The organism is Mycobacterium sp. PSTR-4-N (assembly GCF_022348085.1).
GTDB lineage: Bacteria > Actinomycetota > Actinomycetes > Mycobacteriales > Mycobacteriaceae > Mycobacterium.
Genome location: NZ_JAKRFN010000023.1, coordinates 97,046 through 107,638, shown reverse-complemented (window position 1 = coordinate 107,638; position 10,593 = coordinate 97,046). Strand labels below are relative to the sequence as shown.

Annotated in this window: 12 protein-coding genes and 2 pseudogenes; 9 read left to right on the top strand and 5 right to left on the bottom strand. The window is 64.0% G+C overall.

Annotated features, from left to right (window positions below; translation table 11 throughout):
* Positions 1-529 (top strand): annotated as a pseudogene (locus MHN84_RS24485) (hypothetical protein); the annotation flags it as partial.
* A gap of 82 nt (positions 530-611) precedes the next feature.
* On the opposite strand, the gene MHN84_RS24480 reads toward MHN84_RS24485, so the two are convergent.
* Positions 612-758 carry a DUF1059 domain-containing protein gene (locus tag MHN84_RS24480; protein WP_241207105.1) on the bottom strand — a complete coding sequence of 49 codons (147 nt, stop codon included), beginning with the start codon at positions 756-758 and terminating at the stop codon, positions 612-614.
* 103 nt (positions 759-861) lie between these two features.
* Between MHN84_RS24480 and MHN84_RS24475 the strand changes: the two genes are divergently transcribed.
* Positions 862-1,257 (top strand): recombinase family protein, encoded by a 396-nt coding sequence (locus MHN84_RS24475; RefSeq protein WP_241207104.1) that lies wholly within the window; start codon positions 862-864, stop codon positions 1,255-1,257.
* A 46-nt stretch (positions 1,258-1,303) separates the two neighbouring features.
* Here MHN84_RS24475 and MHN84_RS24470 read toward each other — a convergent pair whose 3' ends face one another.
* A complete protein-coding gene (locus tag MHN84_RS24470) occupies positions 1,304-1,891 on the bottom strand; it encodes an HhH-GPD-type base excision DNA repair protein (protein ID WP_241207103.1) in 588 nt (195 codons plus the stop codon).
* A 291-nt stretch (positions 1,892-2,182) separates the two neighbouring features.
* On the opposite strand from MHN84_RS24470, the gene MHN84_RS24465 reads away from it, so the two are divergent.
* On the top strand, positions 2,183-2,761 hold the full coding sequence (locus MHN84_RS24465; RefSeq protein WP_241207102.1) for a toll/interleukin-1 receptor domain-containing protein: 579 nt from the start codon (positions 2,183-2,185) through the stop codon (positions 2,759-2,761).
* A 198-nt stretch (positions 2,762-2,959) separates the two neighbouring features.
* Here MHN84_RS24465 and MHN84_RS24460 read toward each other — a convergent pair whose 3' ends face one another.
* Complete coding sequence (locus MHN84_RS24460; RefSeq protein ID WP_241207101.1) at positions 2,960-3,967, bottom strand: CBASS cGAMP-activated phospholipase; 1,008 nt, start codon at positions 3,965-3,967, stop codon at positions 2,960-2,962.
* Between the two features lie 539 nt (positions 3,968-4,506).
* Here MHN84_RS24460 and MHN84_RS24455 point away from each other — a divergent pair.
* The 6 genes and pseudogenes from MHN84_RS24455 to MHN84_RS24440 all read left to right on the top strand — a co-directional run bounded on the left by MHN84_RS24455 (position 4,507) and on the right by MHN84_RS24440 (position 8,477).
* Complete coding sequence (locus tag MHN84_RS24455; RefSeq protein ID WP_241207100.1) at positions 4,507-4,695, top strand: hypothetical protein; 189 nt, start codon at positions 4,507-4,509, stop codon at positions 4,693-4,695.
* 142 nt (positions 4,696-4,837) lie between these two features.
* Positions 4,838-5,005 (top strand): hypothetical protein, encoded by a 168-nt coding sequence (locus tag MHN84_RS30020; protein ID WP_374238419.1) that lies wholly within the window; start codon positions 4,838-4,840, stop codon positions 5,003-5,005.
* A gap of 354 nt (positions 5,006-5,359) precedes the next feature.
* Positions 5,360-5,722, top strand: a pseudogene (locus tag MHN84_RS30015) (WD40 repeat domain-containing protein); the annotation flags it as partial.
* Positions 5,723-5,884: 162 nt separating this feature from the next.
* A complete protein-coding gene (locus MHN84_RS24450) occupies positions 5,885-6,211 on the top strand; it encodes a hypothetical protein (protein ID WP_241207117.1) in 327 nt (108 codons plus the stop codon).
* A 356-nt stretch (positions 6,212-6,567) separates the two neighbouring features.
* Positions 6,568-7,599: a nucleotide kinase domain-containing protein gene (locus MHN84_RS24445; RefSeq protein WP_241207099.1), complete on the top strand. Its 1,032-nt coding sequence runs from the start codon at positions 6,568-6,570 to the stop codon at positions 7,597-7,599.
* The gene (locus tag MHN84_RS24440; RefSeq protein WP_241207098.1) at positions 7,590-8,477 is read left to right on the top strand and encodes a nucleoside triphosphate pyrophosphohydrolase family protein; all 888 of its coding nucleotides are present in this window, start codon (positions 7,590-7,592) and stop codon (positions 8,475-8,477) included. Before MHN84_RS24445 ends, MHN84_RS24440 begins: the two co-directional genes overlap by 10 nt.
* Here MHN84_RS24440 and MHN84_RS24435 read toward each other — a convergent pair.
* Positions 8,474-9,295 carry a hypothetical protein gene (locus MHN84_RS24435; RefSeq protein ID WP_241207097.1) on the bottom strand — a complete coding sequence of 274 codons (822 nt, stop codon included), beginning with the start codon at positions 9,293-9,295 and terminating at the stop codon, positions 8,474-8,476. The two genes, MHN84_RS24440 and MHN84_RS24435, sit on opposite strands and share 4 nt — an antisense overlap.
* The gene (locus MHN84_RS24430) at positions 9,288-10,502 is read right to left on the bottom strand and encodes a toll/interleukin-1 receptor domain-containing protein (protein ID WP_241207096.1); all 1,215 of its coding nucleotides are present in this window, start codon (positions 10,500-10,502) and stop codon (positions 9,288-9,290) included. The genes MHN84_RS24435 and MHN84_RS24430 overlap by 8 nt, the downstream gene beginning before the upstream one ends.
* Positions 10,503-10,593: the final 91 nt, after the last annotated feature.

The following is a 10,593-nucleotide window of genomic DNA, read 5'->3' as shown; positions in this document are numbered from 1 at the left end:
CGTGCCCGCGCCGGCACCCGATCCGGCGGCCCCGCCGGCACCCGCGCCGGCACCCCCGCCGGGTCCTGCCGCCACACCCGTCGCGGCAACCACCCCGGGCGGCGGGGCCTTCGGCCCGAACACCCCCGTGACGCAGGACTTCCTGTATCCGTCGATCAGCAACGGCTGCCTCGCCGATGGCGGCAACGTGTTGGCGACCGCCATCTCGGTGGCGGGCCCGGCGGCGATCCCGCTGCCCGGACCCGGGCCCGGCCAGACCGCCTATGTGTTCACCGCCGTCGGTACGCCCGGGCCTGCAGCCGAGCAGAAGCTGCCGCTGAACGCCACGTGGGTGAACCTCACCACGGGCAAGTCGGGCAGCGTCACGCTGAAACCCCGGCCCGACATGAACCCCCAGGGGCCGACGACGCTGACGGCCATCGCCGACACCGGTTCCGGCAGCATCATGTCGACGATCTTCGGCCAGGTCACCACGACCGAGAAGCAGTGCCAGTTCATGCCGACGATCGGCTCGACCGTCGTCCCCTGACCTGGCTCCTCCAACCGCGAAGGTGCATCCTCGGTAGCGGCAACGACGCCGCGACTACCGTGGGTGCACCTTCGCGGCTTTGTCAGTAGGCCATGAACAGGATGGCGTCGCGGTCGTAGTCGCGGCCGGGGTGCACCTCGGACAGATGGGCCTTGGCCTTCTCGACCAGATCGTCCTCGTCCTTGCCCTGGATCGCCTCGCCGCACGGGCAGCTCAAGTGAGTCTTCATGACATCACAATGGCACACGCGGACACCTACCAGGAGATGCGTTCAGCACGCTCCGACGGCGTGCCCTTCACCGGGGACGGCGCGCCCGTGAGACCGTGGCGAGGTGACGGTGACGCTGGGGTACGCGACGGCGAGCGCGCCGTCGGGGGACCTCACGACCCAACTCGCCGACCTGGCCGCCTCGGGCGTCGACTCACGACGCATCTTCACCGATCGGGCAGTGGGCTCCGCGGACAAGATGCGGCCCGGGCTGCTCGCGCTGCTCAGCTATGCCCGCCCAGGAGACGTCGTCGTGGTCGCGGGCCTAGACCGGCTGGGCCGTTCGGCGGCCGAGGTGGCGCACATCGTGGCGGATCTGACCCGCCGCGCCATCACGCTCCGCTGCCTGTCCAACGGCTTGGACACCGCGAGCGCGACGGGGCGCGCGGTGGCCGAGGCGCTCACCGAGCTGGCGGCGTTGGACACCGTCCTCGACGCCGAGACCGCCCACAGATCGTGATTCGGGGCTTTGCCTCGATCTCCCCGCAGTCTCGGCGCGCGCAGGGTCAGGCCTTGGCCGCCTTGGCCTCCTTGCTCCTGGCCTTCATCTCCTTCTTGTACGAGCGCACCTTCGCCAGCGTGCCGGCGTCTCTCACGTCGGCCACCGACATGTGCGCGCCGGCCTTGCCGTAGTCACCCGCCGCGGCGCGCCATCCCGAGGGCGTCACACCGTACTGCTTGCCGAGCAGCGCGAGGAAGATCTTCGCCTTCTGCTCGCCGAAGCCGGGCAACGCCTTGAGCCGGCGCAGCACCGTCGCGCCGTCGGCGCCGTCGGACCACAGCGCCGTGACATCACCGCCGTACTCGTCGACGATCGTCTGCGCCAGCGCCTGCACCCGTGTGGCCATGGAGCCCGGAAAGCGGTGTACCGCAGGGGTTTGCGCGCACAGCGCGGCGAACTGCTCGGGGTCGTAGTCGGCGATCGTCGCGGCGTCGAAACCCCCGACGCGGTCGGCGATCTTCTTCGGACCGGCGAACGCGACCTCCATCGGTATCTGCTGATCGAGGAGCATGCCAGCGAGCAGGGCAAACGGACTTGATTCCAACAGCGCGTCAGCGTCGCGATCCAGAGCTAGACAGAGCTTCGTACCCATGCGGTCAGCCTAAGGTGCCACCGCACGCAAGATATGTGGGTGTCAAGTTTCGGCGCGCCGGGGCAATTGCCCTTTGCGGACGCCGTCGCATCGGTTTGGCCCGCGTCTCATCGACCGCCTTGAGCAGTTCGGGCGTCTCGACTTCGATTGTCCGCCGATCTGAAGCGCCCGGGGGGCACACCGGATATTGGTGTGCGGCCGGCGAGTCGGCGGCTTTTGTAGCGTAGCGGATGGTCTCGCACGCGGTGTAAACCGGAAGCCGGGCCCCACCGACTATTTGGAGAACCATCCGTGGCGGAAGTGCTGCAATCCCTAGGTTTCTACACTCGACGCGAGCTGAGCGACATCGGGCGGCGCCGCGCGCTCAGCGCACCACCGGCGGCGGTGCTGCGCCATTACGCGACGCGGGTGACGGCCACCGACCGGTTCGATGTGTTCCTCAGCCACTGCTCTAACGACTCCGAGACGATCCTGGGTGTCGTGCACCTCCTGGAACAAGAGGGACTCGACGTCTACGTCGACTGGCTCGTTGACCCTCACCACGACCGAACGAAAGTCGACCGCACCACCGCCGAGAATCTCCAGAAGCGCATGCGACAGTGCGACTCGCTGATCTACGCCACCTCCACGTCGTCACGAGCGTCGATCTGGATGCCCTGGGAACTCGGATTCTTCGATGGACTGGGCAACCACGACCGGATCTCGATCATGCCCATCGAGAACGACGCACCAGGTCACGTCGGCCAGGAGTACCTCGACCTCTATCCGGCCATTGAGAAGGTACGCGACGGAGGGCACATACTGATGGCCGCCGTCGACCCCGGCGGCCGGACCGGCGTGCGGGTCCGCGACTTCGCCCAGAACCGCTAAGACAACCGTGAACGCGGGAACGCGCGAACCGCCCGGAGTCCCCCGATGACGCTGCGACGCTCCGACACGCACCGTCGGAAATCATCAGTAGACGCCCGGAACGCACCGAACACGTTCTACCCAAGGGAATCGCGTCGGCAGGAGGGCGCACCGATCCGGGATCGGCGCACCCGGCCGACCATTCTGGTCCGACGGCGCTCAGACTTGGCGCGCCCTGCTCGACTCGCCGAACGGGACGAACGGGGTGACTGCTGTGGCGTTGAGAAAACGCTCCGAGACGACCGCGTAGTTGGCGACCTTCTGCGCTTCCGCGCGGCCGGCGGCGATGAGCTTCTCTACGCTCTTCGTGTTGTCCATCGCCATCCAGTCGTCGGGCACAGCGGCGTTAATGCGGTGTAGCCGATCCCGGCAGAGCACTTGCGCCATCGCGACCGCCCCCTGGGCTTGAGCGGTCATGAAGAGGTTGGATAGATGCGGTCCCCAGCCGAGCAGACCGGAGCGAAGTTCGTTCGAGAACGACGGGACCGACGAAGTCGTCCCCACGCTGAGAAGGTCGATGCGATCGAGCGGCACTTCGAGGAAGCCGACGGCTTCGACGAGTCCGACCATCACCGGCGCGTTCGCCCATATCCCTCCGTCGACATACGCCGCGTTGCCGCGCTGCGGCAGGAGATTCGCGGGAAAGTACGTGGGTGCCGCCGACGTGCACATGGCGATCTCAACTGCCTCGATGTCGACGTCGAACCGGAAACGCTCGAGATGGCGCGTCTTGAACGCGAACACCCGACCCGTGGTGATGTCGTAGGCGGGAATGACGAGTCGGGTCCGCGCCCCACCGAGCTTCTCGTTGCCGAGCACCTTCGTGAGTTGTTCACGGAGGGCCTTCTGCCCGAATTTCGATCCGAACACTTGGCGAAGAGTTCCGCGCAGGCGGCTGAGTCGGCCGTCTAGCGGGAAGATCGCACGGCCGTTGTTTCGGTAGAGGTCGCACAGTTCCCGGGCGGGATGACCCATCGCCAGGGCGAGCGCGAGAAGTCCTCCCGTCGACGTGCCGGTGATCAGGTCGAAACGTTCCGCGCACGTCGTGTTCGTCCGCTCCTCGAACTCGGCTAGGACGGCTGCGGTGAACGCCCCTCGGACACCACCGCCGTCCAGCGCGAGAATCCTGAATCGATCGTCAGCCGCGCGCGCCCGATCTGTCTCCATTGCCGCTCCCCCATGCTCGACGGTCACCGGGATTATTCCGGACACCACTCCCGATCTCGTAGAACACTCGAATAACGGGTATCCGACTCCGTAGCTCCGCCATTCAGCGGCGCGACTTGTGACGCGGCGTTTCAACTATCCACGAACGGGTTCGCGGGTGGTGCGCCATCCGGGGGTGGGGGGCCCGAAATCAGGCGCAGGGGCAATATCCGGCGGCAGGTTTCGTGCCGAAGGCGGACGATTCGTCGGCGACGGCAACGACGCCAGACCCTCCGAGGGGCGATCCGTTCGTCTTCGACGCGTTCCTAAGTTACTCAGATGGAGCGGAGGGGATGACCCCGTCGACGACATCGCCGATCGAATGGAGCGTTCCCTCGACACCTTCCTCGTCTCCCGATCCTTGTGACGGAAGTATCTGAACGGTGGCCGTGGTCGCCGTAATCTCCGTCCCCGCGACGACGCTCTACGTGCAGAGAAACGCGGCCAGAACCGAACTGCACCGCGCCGCGGCGCCGACCCTGACGATCCGCGGCTAGCCGATGCTGGACGGTCAGCACGCGAACAGTGACGTCCTGGCACTGCAGGTGATCCTCTTGGCCCGCGAGATGTCCCCGGACGCGGACCTCGGAGCACTGTTGACCGGGACCATCGCCAAACGTAGCACCGTCAAGATCGTTCCGGCGCCGGCCGCGGTCAAGGCGGTCGGGGTGAGTGCCGACGGTCGTTAAACCGCCCACGGTGATGCGGACGGTGTGATCACCGTGTGGTACACCGCGGTCGAACCCCGGATCGAGACGGTGCTAAGGGGACACTCGGCTGCGATCACCGGTCTGATGCTCAGCCCCGCCGGCCGCCGCATCGTCGGCGGCAGTGACCACGAACGCTCCGCCTGTGGGAATTGGAGCACGGAACACCGATCGGCGCACCGCTGATGGCTACACCGAGAAGGTCACCGGCGTGGCGTTCAGCCCCGACGGCGAGCGCATCGTCTCATCGAGAGACGACGGAACCGTTCGATTGTCGGATTCCGCCACCTAGTGGAGGTTCGCAAGTCCGATCGGCAATCACTCCGGCCCGGCGACGTACGTCGCTTCAGTCCCGACGGGCGACGCGTCATCTTCGGGCGGCACCGACCACGATCTGCGACTGTGGGATACCACCGGAGGCGGCCCTATTCCTGATCCGACACCGGGGAACACCGACATGATGCACAGCGTCGCATTTCCCCCGACGGGCGGGTCGTCGCCTCCGGCGGATACGACTTCGTCGCGCATCTTTGGGACGCCGCGACGATGACACCGCAAGGCCCGCCGCTGACCGGCCACACCAATTAAAGGGATGGCGTGGCGTCAACCGCGCCGGCAGCCGGACCGCCTCTAGCAGCGACACCCCGTGAGACTTTGGGACGTCGCCGCGGGGCCGCCAGATCCGCCAGCCACTGGCGGAACAGACCGGCGCAGCGTTCAGTCCGACGGCCGGATCCTCTCGGGCCGAAACGATTCCAGGGTGCGCATTTGGGACCTGCGGGCGAGCGAGCCGCTCGGTGATCCCGCCAGCGGACACACCGGGAAAGTCGCTGTCGGACCCGATGGTCGCCGAACCGCCGCCGCCAGTATCGACGGCACCATGCGACTGTGGGACGCCGAAACGGGTTCCGTAACCGGCGTTCTAGCTACCACGCCCCGCGACGAGGTGACCTCGGTGACGTTCAGCCTCGACAGGCGAGGACTGGCCGCCGGCAGCTACGACGGCAAGGTACGCATCTGGGCCTTCCCCATCGCAACCCCCGGAGCGCCACTACCGCTACTGGCGAACACGTGTCGCACAGGTTCGCCGCGTCGGCGGCGGTCTTCGGTGATGCCCGTCTCGTGTCGTGCGCCGGACTGGTTCCGGTGATGACGCTGGCCCCCCAGATCCGTGGTCAAACGCGTCAGCCTGATCCTGACGGCGCTCGATCCACGGGCGTTCGAGAGCACCCGCACGTCCGTCCCGCCGGCGTCTCTTCGGCCCGAGGTCCGCCGCGCACCGTTCGCTTTTGAGAGCACAATTCTGTCTGCACGACGACTATTCGGACGACGTTTCACCCGCGACATCCACGCGGCCGGTCCGGTGGGCGCCGACGTTGCGGCGACTCGCCTGATCGGCCAGCTCAGCCGTTACGACCGCACCATCTTGTCTCGGCGGGTATGGGCGCTACAACCTGAACCGCTGCGTGATGTGGCCGACATTGACAGGTGCGCCTGACACACCCGCAGCGGTGAGCGCCCTGGTTGAATCTGGTTGGACGGCCAGGAACAGTCGTCGTGGTGGATCGTGAATTTGGCCTCAGCTACTGATTCGTCACTCACGCGACGGCGCGCCCACACCAATGAGCCGCCATACAGCCCGTCACTGACAAGATTGTCCATGTCCATGTCCAATCCAAGCAGAGGGGCCCGCATTCGATGAAAGTCGGTGACGATCGCCCGCCGGTACTCGGCATGGCACGGCGAAGCCCATTTCAAATGAACCCCCGCCAGGTTTCGGGTACCTCGCGGAACAAAAGTGGAGAGTGGTCAAGTTCGCTCTTGGGGAGACCGGCCGATGCGTAAGCAGGGTGGATGAAGGCATCAGTGGTACGCCCAGAAACGATCAAGATCGCGGAGCGCGTGATACGCCCAACTCCCGTGTTCGACACGTATTGGCGATTCGCCTACGAGCGTCAGGCGATCTACGAGGCCCGTATAGGCGGCAAGTCCGCCCCGTGGACCACGGATCCGATCCTCGCGAACTTTCGATTCACAAACTGCTATCGGGCATCGGACCGTGTCAGCCAATTCGTGATCCAACGTATCGCCTACCGCGGCGAACAATCAGCCGACGAGACGACTTTTCGAGTTCTGCTCTTCAAGTTCTTCAACCGAATAAGCACCTGGGAGCTCCTGGAAAGCCAATTAGGCGAGCTGCGCTGGAATGACTTTGACCTAGATCAATTCGACCAAGTCCTGAATGAGGCTTTCAGGAGTGGTCGACGCCTGTATTCGGCTGCCTACGTCATCCCGCCACCACGTTTAGGCGCTAACAGGAAGCACACCAATCACCTGCGCCTCATCCAATCGATGATGAATGACGATCTTCCTGCTCGGCTTCAAAACTCGCCCTCGATGGAGCATGCATTCGCGCTGCTCCGCTCGTATCCCACCATGGGTGACTTCCTCGCCTTCCAGATGCTTATCGACTTGAATTATTCGACGTTGCTGGACTTCGATGAAATGGACTTCGTCGTGGCAGGTCCAGGAGCGCGTGACGGCATTCGCAAATGCTTCGGTGCTGAGGCGCGGGGAATCGAACGCGACATCATCCGCTATATGGCCAACTCGCAGGACGAACATTTCGCTCGGCTTGGGCTCAACTTTTCTGGCCTGAATGGGCGTCCACTCCAACTCATCGACTGCCAGAACCTCTTTTGCGAGATCGACAAATACGCGCGAGTCGCTCATCCAGATGTACAGGGTCTGAGCGGCCGATCGCGCATTAAGCAGAAGTTCGCACCAGTGATGGATCGAGTAACAGCGTGGTTCCCCCCCAAATGGGGCATCAATAACACCCAAAAGATCGAGCCCGTCTCACACCTAGAGCCGGCGTGGATCTGAACGACTACCAGACGTCAGCATTGCAAACCGACGTCCGACCGCAGCGACAACTCGAAGACACGGTCGTTCACCTGCTTGGCCTCGCCGGTGAAGCGGGCTCAGTCGCCGCAGAGTACAAGAAGCATCTCCGAGACGGCGACGCGCACAGCACTTGGCGCGAGCGGATAGCAGAAGAGCTCGGTGACGTTCTGTGGTATGTAGCGGCCATCGCCGACCGGCTGGATCTGAGGTTAGGTGACATCGCGGCAGCCAACCTGGCCAAGACGAACGCACGCTGGATTCCTGGCGTCCCGGTTCCCTTCGACCAATCGTTCCCCGGCAACGAGCGGCTTCCACGGTCGGGTGTCTACGAATTTCGGTCCGTCCACGAGACCATTGCGTCTCGCCCGTCCGTTGACCTATTTTTCAATGGTCTCGCGGTTGGCGATCGACTCACTGACGCGTCAGATTCACCCGACGGCTACAGGTTCCACGACGTATTCCACCTCGCATTCGCCACATTCCTCGGCTGGTCGCCGTTGACACGCGCACTACTCGGCCGCAAACGTCGCAGTGATCAACTCGTAGATGAGAACCAGGACGGTGGGCGCGCGATTGTGCTGGAGGAAGGTATTTCCGCACTCGCCTTCGCTTACGGCGCAGAACATGGACTGCTCGACGGCGTCGAACACGTAGACCAGTCGCTCATCCGAGCCATCGACAGCGTCTCAGCCAACTTCGAGGTCGCGGAAAGAACTGGCGCGGACTGGGAGCGAGCAATCCTGGCCGGCTTCAAGGTCTTTCGCGAACTGCTAGCCCATGATGGCGGCTTCGTGGTATTCAACGCGGATGTCGGCCAACTGGAGTTTGTGCCCGAGAAGCCGGTGAGCTCGGACTAGTGACTCAGTTTCGACAAACCCAAGATCGACAGGGTTGCCACGTCGGCCGGACGGTTGGTCTGGGCAAGCAGCGCGCGCTCGTTGCTCGTTAATCCGTCATCAGCCAACTGATTCGGCAAGAGATCTGAGACAGAGGCTTCAACCTCGGTCGTGACGTCGGCCGGAAGTTCACTTGGCAACCACGCGTATAGGTCAGGGTAGGCAATCCGTCCGACCAGTGTGGCCGCTCCCCCGAAGCCGCCAGCGATATAAAGCGGCTTCCCCAGGGTTGCCGTCAGGGCAGCCTCTTCCGCTACACCGGGGACGGCGCCACCGAATCCAGCGACTTTTCCACCCAAAACCACACGCGCGTCACTGACGTCAGACGTGACTTTGCGCATTGACGTCAAGGCGTCGCTAGTATTGACATCGCCCCGGGCGAAACCAGCCGCAGATGCGTCGGCGACTTCGCGCGCAGCGCCATTCGCATCGATGAGTAGGACGCGCGACTTGACGCTGAGCCCACGCGCATACGCATCCAATTTGGAATGAGCAACGCCAGAGTGCTCCGAATAGGGCACGTAGTGCTCGAACGTGGTCGAAGATCCGTAGCGCTCAGCCTCGTCGAGCACGATGTTGGTGAAGCCCCAGTCGATTCGGCCACCGTAGACGACAGCGCCTCCAGCGAACACAATCGCCCTCGTCAACTCCGCGACTGCGAGTTCGAGGTGCGCACTGTAAAGGCCGAGTCGAGCGAGGTCGCTGCTTTCAGACACCGAGAGTGCAATGCGTTTGCCCTTCAGCGCATTTCGGGGCACAAGTTCTGGATCACTAACCATCCGTTAGCTCACCCCCGCGAAGCGCGAACGTCCTCGGTGTCAGGATGTCAACGCGCCCCTCAAATCCAGCGACTTCACACATCTCGTCAAGCACGCTGCGCTCGTCCGGACCCAACGGCGGGTCGGGGTGAATTACTAGCAGGTGGTCGTCTTGAGCGTCCTTCGCCTTATGCCGCGCGAGCCACTCGACGGCAGTCACAGGCTCTGGGGCATGCACCGGCAACCAGTCGAATCCCTGGGCGCTGATGTACGACGACTGCGCCGTCCATAGGGCCCGTTTCAAGACTTCGTCAACGAGCCTGTCAAGAGCCTTCTCAATTGACGCACTCGAATCACCACGCGCAAGGGGCACTGTCGGAACGTGATCCATGAGGAAGGAGCCACGGGCCTCACCGTCGACAAGTGCGATGAGGCCGACAAGCGGCACATCGTGACGCTTGGCCTCAAGCACCTCTCGCTGGGTCCATTCACGACTCGCATACTTGTCCGTTCGCACCATGAGCAACGCGGAGGACCCCGCTTCCTGCTTCAAGTGGGCCGCCCAGTCACTTCCGGGCTGGAGGTCGTGCGCATCGAAGAACTCCGCCAGCTTACTCCTCGCGATGGCCCTGCGGACCTGTTCGAAGACGGGATCGTCGAAGCCCGCTTCGCCCGCCGAGTGGTGCTTTGTATGGCTGACAAAGACCTTGATTCTGCTCGCCGGCCCTGCAGCCAGTTGAGCGATGGCTTGGGCAACGCTCCGTTCAAGCAGCCCTGGTACGGCGACCGACTCGGCCGGTAGCCACATGGTGGACGACAGTGCACCTCCGAGCACCGAGCCATCCAAGTTGATGCCGCCGGGTGCGAGTACTGGAAGCACCACGACTGACGATTTCTTGGCTTCTACGCATGCCCTGAAGTAGTTGGCCCAAGTCGTGTCGGTTTCAGTTGCATTCCTGAGAGCAGGGCCCAACACCGGAATGACCGCCGCGAACTGCGCTGGTTGGAGAACCTCATGTGGGCCTCCAGGCAGGGGCAACGGTCGTGGAGCCGCGCCGCCGTTCGTATCCCATGCCAAACTTCGCCCGTACACCTCCACAGCACCACCCGCGAGACCCGAGTAGGCCTGGGAGTGGAAGTGATCATGCAGGCGTCGCAGGATGCCCTCACCCACTGCATCCCCTGGGTGCCAGACAACGTAGATGTCGAGGATCGCAGGCGCCGGCATGTTCAAGAGCTTATGGGACCCGACCGGCACGCGTAGAAAACCAAGAATGTCGGGGGTCGGCCGTACCCTTGAAATGAAGGAGGCCCACGTT

Coding starts and splice junctions, on each gene's coding strand:
- MHN84_RS24480 (WP_241207105.1), bottom strand. CDS start 758: ATGAAGACTCACTTGAGCTGCCCGTGCGGCGAGGCGATCCAGGGCAAG.
- MHN84_RS24470 (WP_241207103.1), bottom strand. CDS start 1,891: ATGGGTACGAAGCTCTGTCTAGCTCTGGATCGCGACGCTGACGCGCTG.
- MHN84_RS24460 (WP_241207101.1), bottom strand. CDS start 3,967: ATGGAGACAGATCGGGCGCGCGCGGCTGACGATCGATTCAGGATTCTC.
- MHN84_RS24455 (WP_241207100.1), top strand. CDS start 4,507: ATGCTGGACGGTCAGCACGCGAACAGTGACGTCCTGGCACTGCAGGTG.
- MHN84_RS24445 (WP_241207099.1), top strand. CDS start 6,568: ATGAAGGCATCAGTGGTACGCCCAGAAACGATCAAGATCGCGGAGCGC.
- MHN84_RS24435 (WP_241207097.1), bottom strand. CDS start 9,295: ATGGTTAGTGATCCAGAACTTGTGCCCCGAAATGCGCTGAAGGGCAAA.
- MHN84_RS24430 (WP_241207096.1), bottom strand. CDS start 10,502: ATGCCGGCGCCTGCGATCCTCGACATCTACGTTGTCTGGCACCCAGGG.